General features: G+C 71.5%; 22 protein-coding genes and 1 pseudogene. 8 read left to right on the forward strand and 15 right to left on the reverse strand.

What is annotated here, in order from left to right; all coding sequences use genetic code 11:
• Positions 1 to 58 precede the first annotated feature (58 nt).
• Together ABGB05_RS10040 and ABGB05_RS10045 are read right to left on the reverse strand one after the other, a co-directional pair.
• The gene (locus ABGB05_RS10040; protein WP_347652941.1) at positions 59 to 1,213 is read right to left on the reverse strand and encodes a pentapeptide repeat-containing protein; all 1,155 of its coding nucleotides are present in this window, start codon (positions 1,211 to 1,213) and stop codon (positions 59 to 61) included.
• A 92-nt stretch (positions 1,214 to 1,305) separates the two neighbouring features.
• Positions 1,306 to 2,079 (reverse strand): hypothetical protein, encoded by a 774-nt coding sequence (locus ABGB05_RS10045; protein ID WP_347652942.1) that lies wholly within the window; start codon positions 2,077 to 2,079, stop codon positions 1,306 to 1,308.
• A 190-nt stretch (positions 2,080 to 2,269) separates the two neighbouring features.
• Between ABGB05_RS10045 and ABGB05_RS10050 the strand changes: the two genes are divergently transcribed.
• A complete protein-coding gene (locus tag ABGB05_RS10050) occupies positions 2,270 to 3,082 on the forward strand; it encodes a hypothetical protein (RefSeq protein ID WP_347652943.1) in 813 nt (270 codons plus the stop codon).
• Between the two features lie 104 nt (positions 3,083 to 3,186).
• On the opposite strand, the gene ABGB05_RS10055 is transcribed toward ABGB05_RS10050, so the two are convergent.
• Positions 3,187 to 4,320, reverse strand: coding sequence for a M14 family zinc carboxypeptidase (locus ABGB05_RS10055; protein ID WP_347652944.1), 1,134 nt, complete (start codon positions 4,318 to 4,320; stop codon positions 3,187 to 3,189).
• A 656-nt stretch (positions 4,321 to 4,976) separates the two neighbouring features.
• On the opposite strand from ABGB05_RS10055, the gene ABGB05_RS10060 reads away from it, so the two are divergent.
• Together ABGB05_RS10060 and ABGB05_RS10065 are read left to right on the forward strand one after the other, a co-directional pair.
• Complete coding sequence (locus ABGB05_RS10060) at positions 4,977 to 5,570, forward strand: hypothetical protein (protein ID WP_347652945.1); 594 nt, start codon at positions 4,977 to 4,979, stop codon at positions 5,568 to 5,570.
• A 232-nt stretch (positions 5,571 to 5,802) separates the two neighbouring features.
• Positions 5,803 to 6,343: pseudogene (locus ABGB05_RS10065) on the forward strand (response regulator transcription factor); the annotation flags it as partial.
• 58 nt (positions 6,344 to 6,401) lie between these two features.
• On the opposite strand, the gene ABGB05_RS10070 reads toward ABGB05_RS10065, so the two are convergent.
• On the reverse strand, positions 6,402 to 7,055 hold the full coding sequence (locus ABGB05_RS10070) for a hypothetical protein (protein WP_347652946.1): 654 nt from the start codon (positions 7,053 to 7,055) through the stop codon (positions 6,402 to 6,404).
• 161 nt (positions 7,056 to 7,216) lie between these two features.
• Positions 7,217 to 7,975 carry a hypothetical protein gene (locus tag ABGB05_RS10075; protein WP_347652947.1) on the reverse strand — a complete coding sequence of 253 codons (759 nt, stop codon included), beginning with the start codon at positions 7,973 to 7,975 and terminating at the stop codon, positions 7,217 to 7,219.
• Positions 7,976 to 8,048: 73 nt separating this feature from the next.
• On the opposite strand from ABGB05_RS10075, the gene ABGB05_RS10080 reads away from it, so the two are divergent.
• Positions 8,049 to 9,257 carry a DNA recombination protein RmuC gene (locus tag ABGB05_RS10080; protein WP_347652948.1) on the forward strand — a complete coding sequence of 403 codons (1,209 nt, stop codon included), beginning with the start codon at positions 8,049 to 8,051 and terminating at the stop codon, positions 9,255 to 9,257.
• A 95-nt stretch (positions 9,258 to 9,352) separates the two neighbouring features.
• On the opposite strand, the gene ABGB05_RS10085 is transcribed toward ABGB05_RS10080, so the two are convergent.
• On the reverse strand, positions 9,353 to 9,790 hold the full coding sequence (locus tag ABGB05_RS10085) for a hypothetical protein (protein WP_347652949.1): 438 nt from the start codon (positions 9,788 to 9,790) through the stop codon (positions 9,353 to 9,355).
• Positions 9,791 to 9,796: 6 nt separating this feature from the next.
• On the reverse strand, positions 9,797 to 10,819 hold the full coding sequence (locus ABGB05_RS10090; RefSeq protein WP_347652950.1) for a 4-hydroxy-3-methylbut-2-enyl diphosphate reductase: 1,023 nt from the start codon (positions 10,817 to 10,819) through the stop codon (positions 9,797 to 9,799).
• Positions 10,820 to 10,906: 87 nt separating this feature from the next.
• Between ABGB05_RS10090 and xseA the strand changes: the two genes are divergently transcribed.
• Both xseA and ABGB05_RS10100 read left to right on the forward strand, forming a co-directional pair.
• Positions 10,907 to 12,127, forward strand: a complete 1,221-nt coding sequence (xseA, locus tag ABGB05_RS10095; RefSeq protein WP_347652951.1) for an exodeoxyribonuclease VII large subunit — start codon at positions 10,907 to 10,909, stop codon at positions 12,125 to 12,127.
• A gap of 45 nt (positions 12,128 to 12,172) precedes the next feature.
• Positions 12,173 to 12,409 (forward strand): exodeoxyribonuclease VII small subunit, encoded by a 237-nt coding sequence (locus ABGB05_RS10100; RefSeq protein ID WP_347652952.1) that lies wholly within the window; start codon positions 12,173 to 12,175, stop codon positions 12,407 to 12,409.
• Between the two features lie 50 nt (positions 12,410 to 12,459).
• Here ABGB05_RS10100 and ABGB05_RS10105 read toward each other — a convergent pair whose 3' ends face one another.
• Positions 12,460 to 13,113, reverse strand: coding sequence for a DUF4245 domain-containing protein (locus tag ABGB05_RS10105; protein ID WP_347652953.1), 654 nt, complete (start codon positions 13,111 to 13,113; stop codon positions 12,460 to 12,462).
• Positions 13,114 to 13,273: 160 nt separating this feature from the next.
• Between ABGB05_RS10105 and glpX the strand changes: the two genes are divergently transcribed.
• Positions 13,274 to 14,305 carry a class II fructose-bisphosphatase gene (gene glpX / locus ABGB05_RS10110; protein WP_347652954.1) on the forward strand — a complete coding sequence of 344 codons (1,032 nt, stop codon included), beginning with the start codon at positions 13,274 to 13,276 and terminating at the stop codon, positions 14,303 to 14,305.
• Between the two features lie 71 nt (positions 14,306 to 14,376).
• Here the strand turns inward: glpX and ABGB05_RS10115 are convergent, their stop codons facing one another.
• The gene (locus ABGB05_RS10115; RefSeq protein WP_347652955.1) at positions 14,377 to 15,306 is read right to left on the reverse strand and encodes an NAD-dependent epimerase/dehydratase family protein; all 930 of its coding nucleotides are present in this window, start codon (positions 15,304 to 15,306) and stop codon (positions 14,377 to 14,379) included.
• 187 nt (positions 15,307 to 15,493) lie between these two features.
• Between ABGB05_RS10115 and ABGB05_RS10120 the strand changes: the two genes are divergently transcribed.
• Positions 15,494 to 16,273: a TetR/AcrR family transcriptional regulator gene (locus ABGB05_RS10120; protein ID WP_347652956.1), complete on the forward strand. Its 780-nt coding sequence runs from the start codon at positions 15,494 to 15,496 to the stop codon at positions 16,271 to 16,273.
• On the opposite strand, the gene ABGB05_RS10125 is transcribed toward ABGB05_RS10120, so the two are convergent.
• The 6 genes from ABGB05_RS10125 to ABGB05_RS10150 all read right to left on the reverse strand — a co-directional run bounded on the left by ABGB05_RS10125 (position 16,252) and on the right by ABGB05_RS10150 (position 21,730).
• Positions 16,252 to 17,220, reverse strand: coding sequence for an NAD(P)/FAD-dependent oxidoreductase (locus ABGB05_RS10125; protein ID WP_347652957.1), 969 nt, complete (start codon positions 17,218 to 17,220; stop codon positions 16,252 to 16,254). The genes ABGB05_RS10120 and ABGB05_RS10125 overlap by 22 nt on opposite strands.
• A 139-nt stretch (positions 17,221 to 17,359) precedes the next feature.
• Positions 17,360 to 18,019, reverse strand: coding sequence for a rhomboid family intramembrane serine protease (locus tag ABGB05_RS10130; RefSeq protein WP_347652958.1), 660 nt, complete (start codon positions 18,017 to 18,019; stop codon positions 17,360 to 17,362).
• Positions 18,020 to 18,142: 123 nt separating this feature from the next.
• Positions 18,143 to 18,829, reverse strand: coding sequence for a transglycosylase SLT domain-containing protein (locus ABGB05_RS10135; protein ID WP_347652959.1), 687 nt, complete (start codon positions 18,827 to 18,829; stop codon positions 18,143 to 18,145).
• Positions 18,830 to 19,121: 292 nt separating this feature from the next.
• Entirely contained in the window at positions 19,122 to 20,393 is a 1,272-nt protein-coding gene (locus ABGB05_RS10140; protein ID WP_347653073.1) for a PhoH family protein, read from the reverse strand.
• 506 nt (positions 20,394 to 20,899) lie between these two features.
• A complete protein-coding gene (locus ABGB05_RS10145) occupies positions 20,900 to 21,232 on the reverse strand; it encodes a hypothetical protein (protein ID WP_331212082.1) in 333 nt (110 codons plus the stop codon).
• A 153-nt stretch (positions 21,233 to 21,385) separates the two neighbouring features.
• Positions 21,386 to 21,730: a hypothetical protein gene (locus ABGB05_RS10150; protein ID WP_347652960.1), complete on the reverse strand. Its 345-nt coding sequence runs from the start codon at positions 21,728 to 21,730 to the stop codon at positions 21,386 to 21,388.
• Positions 21,731 to 21,798: the final 68 nt, after the last annotated feature.

Genomic DNA, 21,798 nt, shown 5'->3' on the forward strand with positions numbered 1-21,798 from the left:
CCTCTCCTGTCGCCGGTCGGCGGCCGGTGGTGGTCCTCGCCGTGGCGTGGGGCGCCGGTCAGTCGGCGCAGCTGGGCGCGGGGCGGGCCGGTACGGGCATCGCCGCCGGCAGCAGGGTCCGGTCGCTGAGCAGCGCGCAGCTGATCTGGTCGGCGGTGACCCGGGTGTCGTCGAGTGTCGCCCCGTGCAGCCAGGCGCGGTTCAGGTTGGTGTCGGCGAGCAGCGCCTCCGAGAGGTCGATGTCGATCAGGTTCGAGCCCACCAGTCTCGCCCGGGTGAGATCGGCCCCGGGCGCGGTCACGTAGCCGAGGTACGCGTCGCTGAGGTCGGCGTCGGTCAGGTTCGCGTCGGCCAGGTTGGTGGCGTCCAGCCGCGCCCCGCGCAGGTCGGCGCCGATCAGGGCGGCGCCGACCAGCCCGGTCCCGTCCAGCCCGGCGCCGACGAGTTCCGCCCCGGTCAGGATCGCGCCGTCGAGCGTCGACAGGTTGATCCGGGCATTGGTCAGGTCGGCCCGGACCAGCACCGCGTCCCGGAGGGTGGCCCGGTCCAGGGTCACCCCGACCAGGCTCGCGTCGGTGAGGTCGGCGCCGTCGAGGCGGGCCCCCCGCAGGTCGGCGCCGTCCAGGCGGGCGCCGGCGAGCAGTGCACCGGCGAGTGGCGCGCCCCGCCACGACACCCCGGTCAGCACCGCGCCGGTCAGGTCGAGCCGGTCCCCCGGACGGTCCCGGCCGACGTCCCGGCGGCCCAGCACGGTCAGCGCCGCCTGCACGTCCACCGCCGGCCGCCGTGTCACCCCGTCCGGCTCCACCGCGCCGTCCGGTCCTACCGCACTGTCCGGTCCTACCGCACTGTCCGGCCTTACCGCGCCGTCTGGTCCGGTCCGGCCGGTGGCATCCGCCGTGCTGGTCCGCTGCCGGATGAACCCGGCGAGGACGGCGGTCACCGTGGGCTGCCGCTCGGGGGCGTCCCGCAGTACGCCCTCCAGGGTGAAGACCGCGCCGGCCCGTACCGTCTCGCTCGGCGCGCCGAGCAACTCGATCGCGGCGCTCAACCGCAGGGTCAGGTCCGGACCGGCCTCGCCACGCCCGGCGACGACCGGAGTCCGGTCGGGCCGCGCCGCCAGAGCCACCGCCAGCGCGACCCCACTGACCACAAGGGAGAGCACGGCGACCGCGAGAACGGCCCGCTGCCGCCAGGACACCAGGACATCCATACCGGTCAGTGTGCCAGGGGCTGCGGCGGGCCGGCATCGGCCGGAGAGCCGTGACCGGTCGGTCAGCCGGCCCGCGAGGCGCCCGGGTGCCGTTACGGCAGCGTCGACAGCACCTCGACCGCGACCCGGCGGCTGGTGTTCGCGTACGACGCCGCCTCCACCGCCGCCGGGTCGATCGGTCCCAGCTGCCACACCCCGAGGTGGTACTGCTCCAGCTGGGTTGCCGTGTGGGCGCCGTACACCTCGCAGGTGTACGCCCGGATCATCGGTACCGCGTTCGGCTCCGGATAGTGGTAGCGGCAGCTCGGTGCCAGCCGGTTGATGATCTTCAGCAGGGCGGTCTGGTAGTCCTGCCTCAGCCGGGTGGTGCCGAACCCGGCCTTCGCCCGGGCCACCAACGCCAGGCCGTAGAGCGTGATGGCGGCGTACCCGATGTCGTCGACCGCCCGCCGGTCCGAGACCGTGTTGAGGTACTCGTTGGCGAGACTGGCCGCGCCGCTGACCGACTGGGCCCAGTCCTCCAGCGTCTCCTCCTCGAAGTTGTTGATGTCGTCGAACTCCAGCAGGTGGTGCCGGGCGGCGCCCCGCAGGTCCGCCGCGGCGATGCTGTCGACGTGTGCGATGACCGCCGACTCGGCGTTGTTGAGCGCGTTGATGATGTCCTGGGTCATCCCGGCGATGGCCTCCGGGCTCAGACCACCGCCGCTGCCGAGCCGGCCCGCCAGGTCGAGCGCCAGGTCGACGAACTCGATCAGTGACGGGTTGGGGCCGTCCGGGTCGGCCTGGGCCGGCTGCGCGGTTCCGGGCAGCACGACCGCGAGGGCGACCGCCGCGGCGGCGAGTTTCCGCAGCGCACTGGCTCTCATACTGACTCTCCTCTCACAGCTGCTGCCGGCAGGGTGCCGAACGGGACTGGACCTCGGCTGGTCCACCACTGGTCCCCCACCGACCGCGTCCAGTTCCGTTCCAGTACGCGTCCAACCCGGCTCAATACCGTGCGCCTGCACGGGGTGGACCGGAGTGCCGCGGACGCCGGCCGGAACCGAAGGAGACGGGATGAGACGAAGACTGCTACGGGTGGTGGCGACCAGCGCCCTGGCGACCGCACTCGTGGTGCCCGGGGGTGCGCAACCGGCCCGGGCGGTGGACGTGGGCACGATCGCGACCGTGATCTCCTTCGCCTCGCAGGCGCTGTCGTACTACAACAGTTCACAGAGCGGCGGAATGACGCTGGAACAGGCGACAACGCTTATCGTGCAGCAGGTGCAGGCGTCGCAGACGGCGATCATCGCGCACATGGACCAGCTCGCCGCCGCCGAGGCGAAGGCGTGCGCCCGGCACCACGTGCTCGAGTTCGCCGACATCGAGGAGTTCTCGCTCAGCCTCAAGCAGCGCTGGGCGCAGGACGTCACCGCCTGCGTCACCCTGATCGACAGCCTCTACGGAGCGGTCGGCGGTCCGGGGAACTCGGTGACGCGACACGAGTTGGGCATGGCGCTCGGCGCGGTCGGACCGATCGCACTGGTGGCCCGGGCCCAGGCCCGGTTCGACACCACGGGCCTGAAGGCGCTGCTGGTCGCGGCCTTCGACCGGATCAGGATCTCGTTCACGCCGTACTGCTACGCCACGCCCAACGTGTCGGAGGAGTACTGGGACATGTATCCCGGGGAGAGCTGGGTTCCGGCCTGGTACACCTGCTTCTCGGTCAGCGGCGACCCCACCGTCGGCTCCTGGACGGAGTACCAGGTGGGACGGTGGGCGTGGGGAGCACCGCTCGACTTCCCCAACCACCAGAGGATTTTCGACGAGGCAGGTAGGCGGTCGGCGTACGGGGTGGCGGTCGCCGCCCTGGCCCAACTCCGGCCGTGACCGCCGACTCCGGTCGTGACGGCGGCTGACGCCCACTACCGGACCACGACCGGCACGCCCCCGCTCCCGCCGACGGCGGCCGGAGCGGGGGCGTGTCCGTACGGTCAGTCGTTCGGAAGGTTGGTCCGCTCCGGGATCAACTCGTACCGCGCGGGGTTGATGTCGTCCAGGGTTCCGTCGGTGATCGCGTCGACGATACCGAAGAGCCCGACCTCGATCTGCTTGTTCAGCAGGCCGTTCTGCTTCTGGCTCCAGGACTGGGTCTGTCCCCGGGTCTCGAACAGGATGGTCGCGCTGCCCCGCAGGGCGAACGAGCCGAGCGCGGTGCCGGGCAGGTCGGTGTCCTGCGGGTAGAGCGTCACCTTGCTCTGCGGCGAGTTGCCACCCTGCAGGGCGTCGTACACGGCCACGTTGACCCGGCGTGAGGCGTCGTAGTCGAACCTGGGCCAGTTGCCGTGCGCGGCCGGGTCGGCGATGAACCGGCCCGAGATCGAGAGGGTGGTGTAGTCGTCCATCCCCTCGCCGGTGTAGCACGGCGCCTGGTTGTGCAGGTCGACGAAGACGTCCACCGTGCCGAACTCCTGCTCCAGGGCCCGGTACACGTCGCGGGTGGTCTGGGCCTCGGGGGTGAGGTACCAGCCGACCGAGCCGCTGTCGCCGGGGAGGTCGGCCGGCTGCGGTACGTAGTCGAGGTTGGGGTTGAAGTCGCGGTTGACGTCGAAACCGCCGACCCGGGAGCTGTAGTTCCAGGCCGGTTGTGCGCCAGCGAGCTGTGGGAAGTCGGCGACGACCTGGTCCCAGGTCCGGGCGTTCTGCCGCTGGTCCAGTTCGCCGCCGTCCGCGTTCAGCCTCGGTACGGCGACCACGGTGACGTTCTGGCGGATCTGTGCCGAGCGCGCCGAGTTGTCCCCGAGCCTCTTCAACAGTTCCAGCAGGGCGACGGTGCCGTTCATCTCGTTGCCGTGGATCTGGCTCTGGATCAGCACGACCGTGTCGCCCTCACCGACCCGGGCCGTCCAGATCTCCCGGCCCTGGTTGCTGCGGCCGGCGATGTCGACGGCGACCCTGCCGCCACTGGTGTGCTCGGTCTGCTGGAGGCGGTCGCGCAACTCGTCGTGGCTGATGAAGCCCGAGACCGGCTTGTTTCCGGTCTCCGTGCCGCAGTGCGCCTGCAGCGGTTGGGCGACAGCCGGCCCGGTGGCGAGCACCGTCGATCCGGCGACCCCGACGAGCGCCACGGCCGCCACCGCGAGGTGGCGTCTGAGCGTGACACCGACGGGCCCGCCCGCGGACGACGGTACGGCGGTCCGCCGTACCGGGCCCTGGACGGGTACTGTGCCGGTGGCGACGCCCCGGCTCGCGGCGGATCTTCTCGGACGACGGGGCAACCTTGATGACATGCTCTGCACCTCCGGTGGACGGGTGTCGGGCGTGACGCGGTTGTTGCCGGACATGGATTGATCTTGCTGCACGAACGACCCGATGAGCGCCGCGGAAAGCGTGATTGATGTCCCGTGCCCTGTGCCGCGCGTCGACGTAACACATTCCGACCCGATGACGCACACCCGATCAAGGGGACCCGGAACATCGGACTGACAAATCGGATAGCTCGGGCGCTTACCCCACAGCGCCCACGTGGCCGGGCCTCCACAGACTGCCGATCCGCGTCGACCGGCGCACCTATACGCGTTCGGATATCGCCAAACGGGAATCGCGTATTGGACAGGAATATCGTGACTCTGCTTGTCTTGACCCGTCGGGCCGGACACCCTGCCAGCAGAAACTCGCTCGGCGGGCTCAGCCACCGGAGGCAACAATGCCGCCGCCGACCGATCCGACAATTTCCACGAGAGATCGAGAATTTCCACCAGAAACCGATGAGGAGAATCCCCACGTGCTCCCTTTCACGAAGGCACGCCGATCTGTCGCGCTCATCGCCGCCCCGGCGGCGGCGCTCGCCTTTGGCGGCTGTGGCGGTGACACCGGGGCCGGCGCCTCGGGTGGCGCCGTGTGGCAGGCTCCCGAGTCGAGCGCCGCGACGGCCCGTCCGCCGGCCAGGGTCAAGACGGTCACCTCGGCCTGCGATCTGCTGTCCGCCAGTGTGGTGGTCAAGATCCTCGGCAGCTCGAAGGGCACCGAACTGGAGGCCCGGGACTCCACGGACACGGAGGCGGACCCCAAGCGTTACAGCTGCCTGTACGAGAACGACGGCCGTGAGGTTCTCTCCCTCGTCACCATCGCCTATCCCGACCGCGCCGACACCGCGACCGAGACGATCGACGCGGTGGCCGAGGGCAGCAACGCCGAGACCACCCGGGTCGACTCGGTGGGCGCCGACGCGGTCGCCTACACCAAGGACAACGTTCGGGTGTTGGCGTTCGTCGAGCCGTACGAGAAGGAGCTGCGGATGGCCGTCCTCAGTGGGCCGGCGCTGATCCCACAGGACAGGTACGCCGAACTGGCCCGGAAGGTGGCCGACAGGCTCTGACCGACAACCGACGGCTGGCCGCGGTCGCCGACGGCGAACTGACCGAGTCCCGGATCGACGCCTCGGTTGCCGCCGGGCGGCCGGTGATCGTGGTCGCCGTCCGGGACCCGTACGGCCACGGCCTGACCTGGTAGCCGCCAGCCGGACGACGTACGACCTGAGGCGTACGGCCGACGCCGCCGAAACCAACCTCGCGGCGGTCGGCGAACAGGGCGTCTCGATGACCCGTACGCACCGCCCGGACGTGGTACTGATGGACGTACGGATGCCGGTGCTGGACGGTATCGAGGCCACCCGGCGAATCGTCGAATCGGGCTCCCCGGCCCGCGTTCTCGTGCTCACCACGTTCAACCTGGACGAGTACGTCTTCGCCGCGCTACGCGTCGGCGCCAGCGGCTTCCTGCTCAAGGACGTGCCCCCAGTCGACCTGCTCAGCGGGATCCGGGCGGTCGCGGCCGGCGACGCGGTGGTCGCACCGCAAGGTGACCCGCCGGTTGATCGACGCGTTCGCCGGGTACCTGCCCGATCCGTCGACCGGACGGTCACCGGTCGACGAGCGGCTGCACCGGCTGACCGACCGGGAACGGGAGGTACTGGTCGAGGTGGCCCGGGGTCACTCCAACGCCGAGATAGCCGAGCGGCTCAGCGTTGCCGAGGCGACCGTCAAGACCCACGTCGGTCGGGTCCTCGGCAAGCTCGGCCTGCGGGACCGGGTCCAGGCCGTGGTGTTCGCATACGAGGCGGGGGTGGTACGCGCGGGCGAGGAGTGCTGAGGCGAGCCCGGCCCCCGCTTAGCCGGTGCCCCGTCAAGCGGGCTCAGAAGTAGAGGACTCAGAAGTAGAACGGCCAGTCGCGCAGGAAACGCAGGCCGAGCAGCAGGGCGATCACCGCCGGGCCGATGGCCAACGTCACCGCCTGGGCCCGGTAGGCGATCCGGTGCCGGAGCAGTTCCAGCCCGTTGCCGAGGATGACCACGCCGGCGGCCATGATGAAACCGCCCCACCAGCCGCGCGCCCCGAAGCCGAGTACGTCGTTGACCAGCAGCAGGAAGGTGACGCCGAGCGCGGCGGTGACCAGTGCCAGCATCGCGATGGTCCGGTGGAAGGCCCTCGGCAGTGGATCGTTCGACCGCCAGAGATAGGTACCGGCGACCGCCAACGCCGGCAACGTGATCATGAACGGCCAGCCCTGGCCCATCAGTCCGAGCATCAGCAGCCCGCCGACCGCGAAGACGAGGCTGCCGACACAGGCCAGCAGGTAGCCGACAAACGCCCGCCCACCGGTACGGAACAGCAGCGGCCCGCCGGTCGCCGCGATCAACGCCCCGGGGACCAGGACAAAGCCGGCCCACCAGTGGAACCGGCCGACCGCCTGCGCGGTGGCGGTCATCACCGCGACCGCAAGGCCCGCCACGGCCAGGCTGCCCAACCACCGGGCGGCCGTACCCGGCCGGCCCACCGCCACCGTCTCCACCTCAACACTCACAGTTGTCGACTCTGCCGCCCGCCACCGGTCCGGACCATCCCGCCAGCCCTACCATCCGCCCGCCGGTTAGCCGCCGTTTCGCCCGTCCCGCTGGCGGCAGTACGCCGGGCGGAGCGTCACCCCGGGGAGAGCGTCACCCGGGCCAAGGACGCCGCCACCGGTCAGAAGTCGCCGCCGCCGAAGTCACCACCACCGAAATCGCCACCGCCGAAGTCACCGCCACCACCGAGATCACCGCCGGCATAGTCGCCGCCGAAGTCCGCGCCGTCGGAGAAGCCCTCCTGGTAGCCGGCGTCGAAGCCGTACCCGGGGTCGGCGAAGGCGGGTGAGAAGAGCGCGTCGGCGATCAACATGCCGCCCAGCACCCCGGCGCCGGCCGCCAGACCGGTCTTCCACCAGGGCGTGGAGTACCAGCCGGCCGGCACCGGCCGGCCCTGCCACCGCCCACCCGGGTAGTAGTAGGGGGTGGCGGCGCCGGGCTGCGGCCCGGCCCGGAAGGTCTCGCCCTGGACCTGCACCTCACGCGGCTTGGTGAGCGCCCCGGCGCCTTGGGCGGCGGCCAGCGGCGGCAGGTCGGGGCCGGGGTCGAGGCCGAGTGCGACCCGGGCCGCCCGGACATAGGCCAACCCTTCCAACGCGGTCTCCCGGGCCAGCTCGTACTGCCGGGTGCTGCGGGCCTGTTCGAGCTGACTGCCGGCCGCGGTGTAACGCTCCCCCGCGTCGGCGAGGGCCTGCCGGACCGCCGGCGCGTCACCGTGCAGGTTCATCAGCTGCCCGCCCAGCCGCTCGTACCAGCGGCTCGCCTCGGCCCGCGCGTCGGCCAGCTCCCGGGCCTGTCGGGCCGCGCTCTGCTGCCGCCACCAGAGGAGGCCGCCGACCAGCAGGACCAGCAGCAGCAGAAACCAGATGAACCTGCTCATGATTCAACGGTACCCACGCGCGGCCACCAGCCCACCTGCCGAGGACGGCGAGCGGCGGTCGTACCCGTTTGGCATGCTTCGTCACGTGGAGCTGACGACGGTGGCCGTGGTGCTGGTCTGCCTCGTCGCCGGCGGGGCGGTCGGCTGGCTCGCCGCGACCGCCCGGTCGAGCGCCGAGATCGCCCGACTCGACGCGACCCTGCGGGCCGCCCGGGACGGCGAGGGGCGACTGGAGCAGTCGATGCGCGCGCTCTCCTACGAGGCGACCGCGCAGTCCCAGGAGGCGGTGGCCCGGGCCGTCGCACCGCTGCACGAGACCCTGCGACGCTACGAGCAGCGGGTCGCCGAACTGGAACGTGACCGGGTCGACGCCTACGCCGAACTGCGCGAACAGGTCCGCGCGATGACCAGCGTCTCCGGCGAACTGCGCACCGAGACCAAACAGCTGGTGGCGGCACTGCGCGCCCCCCAGGTCCGGGGCCGGTGGGGCGAACACCAGCTGCGCCGGGTCGTCGAGGCCGCCGGCATGCTGGAACACTGCGACTTCTCCGAGCAGGTCACCGCCGCCACCGACCACCAGGGGGTACGCCCCGACCTGGTGGTACGCCTGCACGGTGGCCGAACGGTGGTGGTCGACGCCAAGGCGCCGTTCGAGGCGTACCTGACCGCGATGGAGGCCCGGGACGAGGCGGGACGGGACCGGCAACTGGACAACCACGCCCGGCACCTGCGGGCGCACGTCGACGCGCTGGCCGCGAAGTCCTACTGGGCGGCGTTCGAACAGTCCCCCGAGTTCGTGGTGCTCTTCGTGCCCGCCGACCCGTTCCTCGACGTCGCGTTGCAGCGGGACCCGACACTGCTCGAGCACGCCTTCGCCCGCAACGTGGTGCTGGCCACCCCGGCCACCCTGGTCGCGCTGCTGCGTACGGTCGCCTACTCCTGGCGGCAGGAGGCGCTGGCCCGCAACGCGGTGGCCGTACACACCCTGGCCCGGGAGCTGTACGGCCGGCTCGGCACCCTCGGCGACCACGTGTCGAAGCTCGGTGGCGCGCTCGGCGGCGCGGTGACCGCGTACAACCGGGCGGTCGGTTCGCTGGAGGCGCGGGTGCTGGTCAGCGCCCGCAAACTGGCCGAGCTGGGCGTGGCCGACGACGAGCTGCCGACCCCGCCGCAGGTCGAGACCGCCCCCCGACAGCCGCAGGCCCCGGAGCTGCTCGACCCGCCGGTCCCGCGTCCCGCCGTCGCGGCACCGAGGTCGGAGCCGGGAGCCGTCCGGGAGTAGCGACCCGGCACTCGTCGCATACGACGCCGACGCCCGGGGCGGGCAGCCCACCGGACGGTTGTCGACAACGGGTCGACGGACGGGCGGCGGAGAACTCAGCCGCGGGTCGCGGTCTCCACCCGGAACGGCACACCCTGCTGGCAGGTGGTCATCAGATCGGTCTGGACCCGACCGGTCACCGTCACCCGACCGCCCGCGGTGATCACGTCACGCGGCCCGCCGACGAGCAGGTAGTTGTCGAGCAGGTAGCAGCCGCGTTCCACACCTTCCCGGACCACACCGGTCAGGGTCAGCTCCGACCCGGGCGACGGTGGCGCTCCCCGGGTCGGACCGGTCGGCGGCACTCCGGTCGGAGCGGCGGAACCGGTCGGCCCGGGAGCCGGACCGGTCGGAGCGGCGGAGCCGGTCGGGTCCGGCTGGGCGGACGACGTCATGGGCGCTCCCTCCGGTTCGGTCGACGGGCTCGACCCGTCACAGGCCGTCAGGGTCAGGCCGACGGCCAGGACAGCGGCGGCGATCCGCATCGTCTTCATGGTCGGTCAGACGGGTACGACACCCCGCCCGTTCCCGTTCGCCGACCCGGCCGCCAGGGCGGCCTTCATGTCCCGCTTGAGCTCCTGCGGCAGGGAGAAGGTGAGCCGCTCGTCGGCGGTGGTCACCTCGGTGACGTCGGTGAAGCCCCGCGCGGCCAGGTGGTCGAGCACCTCCCGGACCAGCTCGTCCGGCACGCTCGCCCCCGAGGTCAGCCCCACCGTGCCGGCCCCGGCCAGCCACTCGTCGCTGATCTCCGACGCGTAGTCGATCAGGTGACCGGCCCGGGCACCCGCGTCCACCGCCACCTCGACGAGACGTACCGAGTTGGAGGAGTTGCGGGAGCCGACGACAAGCACCACGTCACACTCGGCCGCGATCTCCTTGACCACGTGCTGGCGGTTCTGGGTCGCGTAGCAGATGTCGTCGCTCGGCGGGGACTGCAGCAGCGGGAGCCGGCGCTTGAGCCGGGCCACGGTCTCCATGGTCTCGTCCACCGAGAGGGTCGTCTGGGAGAGCCAGACCACCTTCGACGGGTCCCGTACGGTCACCTTGTCGGCGTCCTCCGGACCGTCGACGAGCTGGATGTGGGCCGGCGCCTCCCCCGCGGTGCCGATCACCTCTTCGTGCCCCTCGTGCCCGATGAGCAGAATGTCGTAATCCTCGGCGGCGAACCGGCGGGCCTCGTGATGCACCTTGGTCACCAGTGGACAGGTGGCGTCGATGGCCCGCAGCGACCGCGCCTTCGCCTGCTCGTAGACCTCCGGCGCCACCCCGTGGGCGGAGAAGATCACGATCGACCCCTCCGGCACCTCCTCGTTCTCCTCGACGAAGATGGCGCCCTGCCGTTCCAGGGTGGAGACCACGTGCTTGTTGTGCACGATCTGCTTGCGGACGTAGATCGGCGCCCCGTAGAGCTTCAACGCCTCCTCCACGGTCTGCACCGCACGATCGACGCCGGCGCAGTAGCCACGGGGCTTGGCCAGCAGGACCCGCTTACCGGTCTGGGGTGTCGCCTGAGCCTCGGTCACCCGCCCAGTCTACGGGCCGCCGTCGGATCCGCCCGCCGCCAGCACCGCCGGACCGGGTGGGGTCCGGTGCCGCCGTACGCTGATCGGATGACCGACTCCGGCGCCCCCCGCAGTACGCCCGAAGAGCCCTGGCCGGTCCGGGTGGTCAGTCAGAAGCTGAGCGCCTGGATCGGCAAGCTCGGCTGGGTCTGGGTCGACGGCCAGGTGGCCCAGATCAGCCGGCGGCCCGGCGCGACCACCGTCTTCCTCACCCTGCGGGACCCGTCGGCCGATCTCAGTCTGACCGTCACCACCAACCGGGACGTGGTGGACGCCGGTGCCCCGGAGCTGGCCGAGGGGGCCCGGGTGCTGCTGCACGCCAAGCCGGAGTTCTACGCCGCCCGGGGCACGCTGAGCCTGCGCGCCGACGAGATCCGGCAGGTCGGCCTCGGGGAGCTGCTGGCCCGGCTGGAGAAGCTCAAGAAGCTGCTTGCCGCCGAGGGGCTGTTCGACCGGGCCCGCAAGCGCCGTCCGCCCTTCCTGCCGGGCCGGATCGGTCTGATCACCGGCCGGGCGTCGGCGGCGGAACGGGACGTACTGACCAACGCCCAGCGACGCTGGCCTGCCGTCCAGTTCCGTACGGTGAACGTGGCGGTGCAGGGCCCGACGGCGGTGCCGCAGATCATCGACGCGCTCCGGGTGCTCGACGCGGATCCGGAGATCGACGTCATCGTGCTGGCCCGGGGCGGCGGCAGTGTCGAGGACCTGCTCCCGTTCTCCGACGAGGCGCTGTGCCGGGCGGTTTTCGGATGCCGTACGCCGGTGGTCAGCGCGATCGGCCACGAGACCGACACCCCGCTTGTCGACTACGTCGCCGACCTGCGGGCCTCCACCCCCACCGACGCCGCGAAGCGGATCGTCCCGGACCTCGGCGAGGAGGTCCGGCTGATCCGGCTGGCCCGCGACCGGCTCGACCGGGCGGTCGTCGGCATGATCGACCGGGAGCGGCACCGGCTGGACGCGTGGCGGTCCCGCCCGGCGCTGGCCCGCCCGCAGGTGATGCTCGACCAGCGGGCCGCCGACGTGACGGCGCTGCGGGACCGCGCCGGCCGGTGTGTGGTGCACCGGCTGGGTACGGCGAGCGACGAGCTGCGGCACACCCTCGCCCGGCTGCGTGCCCTGTCGCCGGCCGCGACCCTGCAGCGCGGGTACGCGATCGTGCAGCGCGCCGACGGGCACGTGGTGCGGGCACCGGACGAGGTCGCCGCCGACGACCCGCTCCGGGTACGCCTCGCCGAGGGTGAACTGTCCGCGACCGTACGACGGTGATCCGCCGACGGTTCCGACCCGGCACCGTGTTGGAATGGCAGCATCATGACTGATGCGGAGAAGCGCGCCGGCGCACCGGCCGAGGGACTCAGCTACGAACAGGCCCGGGCCGAGTTGGCCTCGGTGGTCGAACGGCTGGAGGCGGGTGGCACCTCGTTGGAGGAGTCGCTGGCGCTGTGGGAGCGGGGCGAGCGCCTGGCCGAGGTCTGCCAGGGGTGGCTCGACGGCGCCCGGCAACGGATCGACGCCGCCCGCCAGGCCCGGCAGACCCCGTCGGCCTGAGCAACCGCCGGGGCCCGGCAGCCTGACCAGCAGGCCCGCTTTTCTGCGGGCTATGTCAGGGAGGCGGCCAGTTCACGTAGTTCGTCCTCGGGCGCCGGGCCGACGATGATCACCGTCCGCGCCGGTTCGAGCAGCACCAACGCCAGCTCACCGGCACGGGCCGAGTACCGCTGCCAGCTGCGGCCGCCGATCTCGACCGCACCCTGTGGCTGGCCGGTCCGGGTCAGTTCGGCCGGCAGCAGCTGCTCGGCCGGCACACTGCTCTGCACCAGCTGCACCCCGTCGTCGCCGGGGGTCAGGTAGCCGATCCGCAGCGTCGCGCCGGTGTCGCCGCGCCGGAAGTCGGCGGTGACCGTACGCCAGTCGTCGTCCAGCCCGGTCACCCCGCCGACCGGGAAGAGGTTGGCGGCCCGGGCCTGCTGGACGGTGGGCGCCGGGTCGACCTGGGTCGGGGTGTCCGCGCCGAGGAAGACCCGGCCGAGCCCGATCAACAGGGCGATCGGTACGAGCAGCACGAGCAGCGAGATGACGATGTCCTTCGTCGACCGCTGTGACCGGATCGCGGTCGAGACGACCTGCCGCTCGTCGGCCCCGGATCCGTCCGGGGCGGCGGCGTCCGCGGCCGGTGGCGCGCCGACCCGGCCGCCGGGCTCGTCGGTCAGGCGGTCATCCGGGGTACGGCCGGCGGCCTCAGTGGTGTCCACCCACCTATCTTGGCAGCTCCACCGGTTACCGGGATCCGGGCCACCAGCCCTCGAACGGCGTTACGTTGACCAGCGTGTCAGTATCCCTGACAAAGCCGGCCGCGGGGCGGGACGCCGCGCGGTGCCGGGCCACCCCGCAGTGTCGCGAGGAGGAGCCGACATGACCAACAGCAGGACCCGGGTACCACAGAATCTCGACCGCAACCTGGCGCTTGATCTGGTCCGGGTGACCGAGGCGGCGGCAATGGCGGCGGGCCGGTGGGTCGGCCGGGGCGACAAGGAGGGTGGGGACGGCGCGGCCGTCGACGCCATGCGCAAGCTGATCAACTCGATCCCGATGCGCGGGGTGGTGGTGATCGGCGAGGGTGAGAAGGACAACGCCCCGATGTTGTTCAACGGGGAGCAGGTCGGCGACGGCTCCGGGCCGGAGGTCGACGTCGCGGTGGACCCGATCGACGGGACCACGTTGATGTCGAAGGGCATGCCGAACGCGCTCGCCGTGCTCGCGGTCGCCGAGCGGGGGGCGATGTTCGACCCGAGCGCCGTCTTCTACATGGAGAAGCTCGCGGTCGGGCCGGTCTACGCGGATGTGATCGACATCAACGCCGGGGTGGCGGAGAACCTGCGCCGGATCGCCAAGGTCAAGAACGCCAGTGTCTCCGAGGTGGTGGTCTGCGTACTGGACCGGCCCCGACACGCCGGGCTGGTCGAGGAGATCCGGCGGGCCGGCGCGGGGATCCGGTTCATCAGCGACGGTGACATCGCCGGCGCGATCGCCGCCGCCCGGGGTGAGTCGGACGTCGACGTGTTGATGGGGATCGGCGGCACCCCGGAGGGGATCACCTCTGCCTGTGCGCTCAAGTGCATGGGTGGGGCCATGCAGGCCAAGCTCTGGCCGCGTGACGACGAGGAGCGGGAGAAGGCGCTCGCCGCCGGTCACGACCTGGACCGGGTGCTCGGCACCGACGACCTGGTGACCGGCGACAACTGCTTCTTCGTCGCCACCGGCATCACCTCCGGGGACCTGTTGCGCGGGGTCCGCTACCGGGCCGGCGGGGCGTACACCCAGTCGATCGTGATGCGGTCCAAGAGCGGCACCATCCGGGTGATCGACTCCTACCACCGGCTGGAGAAGCTGGCGCTCTATTCCGCCGTCGACTTCGACGGCCGCCCGATCGCCGAACAGGAGTAGCCGGTCACCCGGCCCCCGGTCCGGTCGCGACCGACCGGACCGGTGGGCGGCACAGGGCACGGTCCCGTCGGTCAGTCGCCGGTCACCGGCGGCAGTCCGGCGGTCTCCCGGAGCGCGGTCGCCAGCGGCGTCGGTTCGATCCCGAAGGCCGCGGTCGCCGCCGAGGAGTCGAGCACGAACGGCCGGCGGAACTGGTACGCGGTCTCCCGCAGTTCCCGTACCGTCGGGTCGAAGAGACCGCCGAGCCACAACACCGGCGCCGGCATGGTGGCCAGCCGGGCAGGTCGTACCCCGGCCAGCTCGACGAGCCGGTCGGCGAGTCCGCGGATCGACTCCGGCGGTTGACTGGGTACGTGCCAGGCCCGACCCCAGGCCCGCTCGTCGGTCGCGACGGCGACCAGGGTACGGGCGACGTCCCCGACGTACGTCCAACTGTGCGGGGCGTCCAGGTCCGCCGGTACGAGCGCCTGACGGCCGGCCAGCACCTTCGGCACCACAAGCCGGGTGAAGATGGTCTGCGCGTCCGCACCGAGGTAGTCGGAGCCGCGCACCTCGGTCGTCCGGATCCGGCCCGCCTGGTGTGCGGCCTGCGCGTCCTGCCACATCCGCGCCCGGACCTGCCCCTTCACCCCGGCGGGGCGGATCGGCGTCTGCTCGGTCATCGGGGCGTCCACCGGACCGTAGCCGTACAGGTTGCTGACCGTGGCGAGGACGGCGCCGTGCCGTTCGGCGGCGGTCAGCAGGCTCGCGGCGATCGGCGGCCAGTCGGTCGCCCAGCGGTGGTACGCCGGGTTGACGCAGTTGTAGACCACTGCCGCCCCGGCGGTCACCTCGACGAGCCGGTTCGGGTCGCCGGCGTCGGCGGCGACCCGTTCGATGCCGGGGTGGTCGGGTCCGCCGCCCCGCCGACTGATGATCCGTACCCGGTCGCCCCGGTCGGCGAGCAGTCGCGCGGTGGCCCGGCCGACCGGACCCGCACCGACGATTACCTGGAGATCCATCTCCGCCACTCCTGAAGTCCGGCAATCCGATCCGAGAGCAGCGCTCTCGGATGAGAGGATTCTCCGTGATCACCTCGTCGTCAAGAGCACTGCTCTCATTTCTGACTGGCGATCCTCGTCACGTCTGCCGCTCTTCCACCCGAACGGCGCTCTCCCTCCCATCCGTCCGATGTGGCAGGCTGGACGCATGTCCGCACCGTCGATCCGGGCCCGGGTACGCGCCGAACTGATCGAGGAGATCAAGGCCGTCGCCCGGCGGCAGCTCGCCACCGATGGCGGCAACCTCTCGCTCCGGGCCGTCGCCCGGGAGCTCGGCATGGTCTCGTCCGCCATCTACCGGTACTTCCCGAGCCGGGACTCCCTGCTCACCGCGCTGATCGTCGAGGCGTACCAGGCGCTCGGCGACGCCGCCGAGGCGGCCGACGCGACACGCCCCCGGGACGACCTGCGCGGTCGATGGCTGGCCATCAGCCACGCCGTACGGAGCTGGGGGCTGGCCCACCCCGCCGAGTACGCACTGCTGTACGGCAGCCCGGTGCCCGGTTACGCGGCGCCGGCCGAGACGGTGGGCCCGGCCCAGCGGGTGGTCCTCGCCCTGATCCAGGTACTGATCGACGGTGCCGCCGCCGGTCGGCTCGCCCCGCCCGCCGCAGCGGAACCCCCGCCGGCGGTCCGCGCCGACCTGGACCGGCTGATCCGGGAACGACCCGACCTCGACGCGGCCGGTCCCGGCGACACCACCGCCGACCGGCCGCTCTCGGTCGAGCAACTCGGTCGGGGGCTGGCCGGCTGGAGCCAACTCTTCGGCCTGGTCAACTTCGAGGTGTTCGGACGACTGGCGCAGGTGATCGAGGACCGGACGCCGTACTTCGACCACCAGATGCGGCTGATGGCCGACCTCGCCGGCCTGCCCGACCAGCCGGGGTCAGGCCCCACGGCACCCGGTCAGCCCGCGTCGGAGGAGTGACCGGGGAAGAGGTGGGCCGCCGGATTGATCACCACCGCGGCGTTGTTGACCGCCGTCGCGGCCTCGCCGAAACCGGTGGCGATCAGCCGGACCTTGCCCGGGTACTCGGTGATGTCGCCGGCTGCGAAGACCCGCGGCAGGTTGGTGACCATGGTGCTGTCGACCAGGATGTGCCGCTTGTCGAGCGCCAGACCCCACTCGGTGAGCGGTCCCAGGTCGGCGGTGAAGCCGAGCGCCGCCACCACGGTGTCGACCGGCACGGTCTCCGACTCGCCACCCTTCACCAGGATGTCCGCCCCGGTCACCGCGCCGTCGCCGTGCAGCCTCGTCACCTCGGCGTTGACGATGATCCGTACCGGCAGTTCCCGGACCCGGTCGACGGTGGCCGCGTGGGCCCGGAACTTCTCCCGGCGGTGCACCAGGGTGACCGACCTGGCCAGCGGCTGCAGCGCCAACGCCCAGTCGAACGCCGAGTCGCCCCCGCCGACGATCAGGACGTCCTGCCCGGCGAGTTCGGCCAGCTGCGGCACGAAGAAGACGATGCCGCCGCCGACGAAGTTCTCGGCCGCCGGCAGTGGCCGTGGGGTGAAACTGCCGAGGCCGGCGGTGACGATGATCGCGCCGCACCGCAGCACGTCGCCGCCGGCGAGGCTGAGCACCGGTCGGCTGTCCAGGTAGGAGAGCTTTTCGGCGCGGACCCCGAGCAGGTACTCGGGATTGAAGGTGGCGGCCTGGGTGACGAGGTTGGCCACCAGGTCGCGACCCTTGATCGAGGGGAACCCGGCGATGTCGTAGATCATCTTCTCCGGGTACATCGCGGTCACCTGTCCGCCGGGCTCCGGCAGTACGTCGATGACCGCGACGGAGAGCCCCCGGAATCCCGCGTAGTACGCGGCGAAGAGTCCGGTGGGACCAGCCCCGATTATCGCGACGTCAACCTCGCGCATGTACCGCTCACCGTCGCTCTCCGCCGATGGCCTGATCACGGGCTTGCTGCCGTTGACCGTAGGCGGCCGACGGGATGGGGGCAATAGTCGTCCCACCACCGGTGGACCGGACCGGAAAAGCCTTTCCGGTACGAGCCCGTCAGGGCAGCGTCATACTCGACTCCGACCGGTACGGGTCGTCGTCGCGCGGTTGGCGCCGACGGAACAGCACCGCGGCGATCATGCCGCCGAGCAGTCCGAAGAGATGCCCCTGCCAGGAGATCAGCTCGTCGGTCGGCAGCACCCCCAGCAGTTGCCAGCCGTAGAGCAGGCCGACCAGGACGACCACCCCGAGGTTCCACCAGCTCCGTTCGACGATGCCGCGCATGAAGAGCAGGCCGAGGTAGCCGAAGACGACACCACTCGCGCCCACCACGATCGACTGCGGCGAACCGGTGAACCAGACGCCGAGACCGCTGACGAAGATGATCACGAGTGTGGAGTAGATGAACCGCCGTGACCCGGCGGCCAGCACGAAGGTGCCGAGCAGGATCAGCGGCACGCTGTTGCTGTAGAGGTGGTCCCAGCCGTGGTGCAGGAAGGGACTGAAGAAGACCCCGTCGAGTCCCTCGATGTGCCGGGGGATGATCCCGGCGTTGGCGTCGAGCCCCGCCTGCAGCCAGACGTCGAGTGCCTCGATCGCGAAGAGCACCGGTACGACGGCGCACATGGCTACGAAGGCCCGGCCCAGCGAGGCGTAGAACGCCTCGGTGCCGAACCGGTGGGGGTCGTTACCCCGGGAGTACGGGTCGAACGTCACCCTCACGTTGCTATCAGCTCCGGAGGCTCACCGCCACCTGAGCCGGCATCACCGAGCCGACACCAGTGCCGAGGGGGGCGCGGACCAACCGGTCCGCGCCCCCTCGGGAAGGCCCCTGTGCTTCTAGTACCAACCCTCGGCCTGGGAGTGTCCCCAGGCACCGCAGGGGGTGCTGTAGCGACCCTTGATGTAGCCGAGTCCCCACTTGATCTGGGTCGCCGGGTTGGTCTTCCAGTCGGAGGCGACGCTGGACATCTTGTCCCCCGGCCTGGCCTGCGGAATCCCGTACGCCCCGGAGGGGTTCGCGGCCTTCGGGTTCCAGCCGCTCTCCTTGGTCCAGAGCTTGTCCAGGCAGGGCATCTCGGAGAGTTCGAAGCCCGCGTCGAGCAGCAGCGCGCAGCCGGTCGCCCGGTGACCGCTGTACTCGTTGCACGAGTCCGGGATGGGGCCGTCGTACGGCTTGATCGCCGCCTCCGCCTCCTCCCGCTCCCGCCGCTCGCGTTCCCGTTTACGGCTCACCGCCTCGTCCGCCCGCTCGGCGCGCTCGGCCGCGTCCTCGGCGACCTCGGCGGCCTTGCGCGCGGCCTCCCGCTCGGCGGCCCGCTGGTCGAGGGTGGCCAGCAGGTGTGCCGCGCGCCGCTGGCGGATCAGCTCCCACTCGGCCTGTTGTGCGTCGTAGGCCGACTGGGCGTCGATGCTCCGCTGCTGCGCTTCCCGGTCTTCGCCGAGGTAGTAACCGCCACCGACGCCCCCGAGGAGCAACGCGACGGCAAGTCCCCGGACACCGAACCGGCTCCACAGCCGACTCACAAAGTGTTCCCTTCGTCGGGGGCAAGGACACGGCGCACCGGAACCCGATCCGGGTCTGCCCTGGTCACGCCGCGAGCGCCCCGACCTGACCCGGTCGTGGCCCCGATCGACCGGCGGCCGTCGGCGCCGTGGACGGCGGGGAAGACGATCGTCGACGATCCCCGCCGGCTCTGGACGCTCGAGGGACACCATTGCGCAAGGTGAGGCTGCCGGGAAAGCAGAGGAGAAATATGTGACCTGGGTCACGCCACGAATCGCCGTTGATCCGGACGAACCACCTGGGGAGCGCCGCCTACAGCGGCACCTCCTCCAACAGATCCGTGACCACCTCGGCGATCGGGGACCGCTCCGAACGGGTCAGCGTGACGTGCGCGAAGATCGGATGGCCCTTCAACGCCTCGATCACCGCGGTGACCCCGTCGTGTCGTCCGACCCGCAGGTTGTCGCGCTGCGCCACGTCGTGGGTGAGCACCACCCGGGAGCCCTGGCCGACCCGGGACAGCACGGTGAGCAGCACCCCGCGTTCCAGCGACTGCGCCTCGTCGACGATCACGAACGCGTCGTGCAGGCTCCGGCCCCGGATGTGGGTCAACGGCAGCACCTCGAGCATTCCCCGGGACAGCACCTCGTCCACCACGTTCTCGTGGACCACCGCGCCGAGGGTGTCGAAGACCGCCTGCGCCCAGGGCGACATCTTCTCCGCCTCCGAGCCGGGCAGGTATCCCAACTCCTGGCCGCCCACCGCGTACAGCGGTCGGAAGACGACGACCTTCTTGTGCCGGCGGCGCTCCATCACGGCCTCCAGGCCGGCGCAGAGCGCGAGCGCCGACTTGCCGGTCCCGGCCCGGCCGCCGAGCGAGACGATGCCGATCGACTCGTCGAGCAGGAGGTCGAGCGCGATCCGCTGCTCGGCCGACCGACCGCGCAGCCCGAACGCCTCCCGGTCACCGCGGACCAGTCGTACGGTCTTGTCGGGCAGCACCCGGGCCAGCGCGGAGCCACGCGGCGAGTGCAGCACCAGTCCGGTGTGGCAGGGCAGGCCGGCCGCCTCGTCCAGGTCGAGCGAGACATCCTCGTAGAGCTGGTTGACCTGCTCCTCGGCCAACTCCAGCTCGGCCATCCCGGTCCAGGTCGGGTCGCTGGCCTGGCCGTGCCGGTACTCGTCGGCGGTCAGCCCGACGGAGGCCGCCTTCACCCGCAGCGGCATGTCCTTGCTGACCAGGGTGACCTCCCGGCCCTCCGCGGCCAGGTTGAGCGCGACCGAGAGGATCCGCGCGTCGTTGGAGTCGGTACGGAACCCGGGCGGCAGTACACCGTCGTCGCTGTGGTTCAGTTCGACCCGTAGCGTGCCGCCCGACTCGTTGGCCGGCACCGGCTGGTCCAGCCGCCCGTACCGGACCCGCAGGTCGTCGAGGAGCCGCAGGGACTGCCGGGCGAACCAGCCCAGTTCCGGATGATGACGCTTCCCCTCCAGTTCGGTGATCACCACCAGCGGCACGACCACCTCGTGTTCGGCGAACCGGTGGAAGGCTCCGGGGTCGGACAACAGGACCGAGGTGTCCAGGACGTACGCCCGGCCGGCTGGTCCGGGCTCCGCGGTGTCGGCCGGCGGGGTGGTCCTGGTCCGGCGCCCGCCCCGGGCCCGGCCCGGGGTCTTCTCGGCGGCGGTCACGCTCTGGTTGTCGGCCCGAGGATTGGTACGGCGAGTCGTCACAGGCCTGCTCCGGCGGGCGTGCACCCGTCCACCCGCGATCCGCCTCGTCCGGTGCCCGGAGACACGGGGTCGGATGCGGGCCCCGTGGCGTGCATGGTCGCGCAAGGTCCGGGCCGGCCGGCTGGCCCGGGACGACCCCGCGCCATGCCTAGACGCTAACCGGAGAATGCCAGCTTGGGCTAGGGCCTGCGGCAAAGCCACGGGCCGGCCGGGGGACCGGCCGGGATGCATGCCCCCTGCGCACATCCCGGCCGGCGGGGATCACCGTCACCGGTCTGAGGTGATCCCGACGGTGCGGGTCCGTGCCGGACCCCGCACCGTGCTCGCGGGTGACCGCTCACCCCACCGCGCACCGGTCAGACATTCCGACCGGCGAAGGCGTCGGTGGAGTGCCGTCCGCCGTTGGTCGCGGTCCCCGCGAAAGAGGCGCCCGTATACGTCGTTCCCTGACCTACGACGGTGTGGGCGTTGTGCGGTGTGGTGGGTGATGGCACCGCCAACACCGAGGCGATGGCCGCCTGCGCCTCCCGACGTCGACGGTTCCAGGCGCCCCGGTCACCGTCGAAGTACCCCTGCCGGTAGCCGAACCGGTAACCGAGCCGGTAGCTGAGTTGGCCGTGCAGCCGCCCGACGGCGTAGCTGGACGACGCGAGCAGCAGTATGAGGAAAACCGCGAAGAAGGGACTCATCCGGTCACCCCACCCCGACCCCGATCGACCCGTCGACCGCCCCCGCTACTGACTCCTTCCCCCCGCGCTTCCACTCCGCTCCCGCTCACGGCCTCTCCTCGTGGTGTCCGGCGCCGTCGTGGACCATCCCGTCCGGTCGGCCGGTCCGCTCCCTCATGTCCCCTCCGCGTCGAAGGAGGTCGGGTCGGAGACGAGCAGCCGGTCGAGATCGTCGGTGCTCACCTCCTCGATCAACTCGACGCTGATCCGGCAGCCGTCGAGCACGACCTCGGCAACCGAGGCCCGGCGAATCTCACCCCCGGCGTCGTACACCCGCACACTCAGCTCCGGACAGCCGAGATGGGCCCGCCACGAGTTCCACTCCGCCCGGTCACCCACGTTCAGGGAGAGATAACGGCAGCCGCGTGCGAGGTAGAGCCGCCAGGGCGCGCTGAGACCGGCGGCGACGCCGTCGGCGATCAGACCGAATGCCTGGGCCCGGGTTGCTAGTTCGGTCACCGGACTCCTCCTGTCACGAGGGTGTGACCCTCGCGAACACAGAATGTCTCAAGCACGAGACACACCGT

This window comes from Plantactinospora sp. B5E13 (assembly GCF_039871775.1).
In the GTDB taxonomy this organism is placed as follows: domain Bacteria; phylum Actinomycetota; class Actinomycetes; order Mycobacteriales; family Micromonosporaceae; genus Plantactinospora.

Excerpts from the sequence above, each read along its gene's own strand:
- ABGB05_RS10040 (WP_347652941.1), bottom strand. The coding sequence starts at position 1,213 with ATGGATGTCCTGGTGTCCTGGCGGCAGCGGGCCGTTCTCGCGGTCGCC.
- ABGB05_RS10045 (WP_347652942.1), bottom strand. The coding sequence starts at position 2,079 with ATGAGAGCCAGTGCGCTGCGGAAACTCGCCGCCGCGGCGGTCGCCCTC.
- glpX (WP_347652954.1), top strand. The coding sequence starts at position 13,274 with ATGACCAACAGCAGGACCCGGGTACCACAGAATCTCGACCGCAACCTG.
- ABGB05_RS10115 (WP_347652955.1), bottom strand. The coding sequence starts at position 15,306 with ATGGATCTCCAGGTAATCGTCGGTGCGGGTCCGGTCGGCCGGGCCACC.
- ABGB05_RS10050 (WP_347652943.1), top strand. The coding sequence starts at position 2,270 with ATGAGACGAAGACTGCTACGGGTGGTGGCGACCAGCGCCCTGGCGACC.
- ABGB05_RS10125 (WP_347652957.1), bottom strand. The coding sequence starts at position 17,220 with ATGCGCGAGGTTGACGTCGCGATAATCGGGGCTGGTCCCACCGGACTC.
- ABGB05_RS10075 (WP_347652947.1), bottom strand. The coding sequence starts at position 7,975 with ATGAGCAGGTTCATCTGGTTTCTGCTGCTGCTGGTCCTGCTGGTCGGC.
- ABGB05_RS10145 (WP_331212082.1), bottom strand. The coding sequence starts at position 21,232 with ATGAGTCCCTTCTTCGCGGTTTTCCTCATACTGCTGCTCGCGTCGTCC.
- ABGB05_RS10120 (WP_347652956.1), top strand. The coding sequence starts at position 15,494 with ATGTCCGCACCGTCGATCCGGGCCCGGGTACGCGCCGAACTGATCGAG.
- xseA (WP_347652951.1), top strand. The coding sequence starts at position 10,907 with ATGACCGACTCCGGCGCCCCCCGCAGTACGCCCGAAGAGCCCTGGCCG.
- ABGB05_RS10080 (WP_347652948.1), top strand. The coding sequence starts at position 8,049 with ATGCTTCGTCACGTGGAGCTGACGACGGTGGCCGTGGTGCTGGTCTGC.
- ABGB05_RS10085 (WP_347652949.1), bottom strand. The coding sequence starts at position 9,790 with ATGAAGACGATGCGGATCGCCGCCGCTGTCCTGGCCGTCGGCCTGACC.
- ABGB05_RS10100 (WP_347652952.1), top strand. The coding sequence starts at position 12,173 with ATGACTGATGCGGAGAAGCGCGCCGGCGCACCGGCCGAGGGACTCAGC.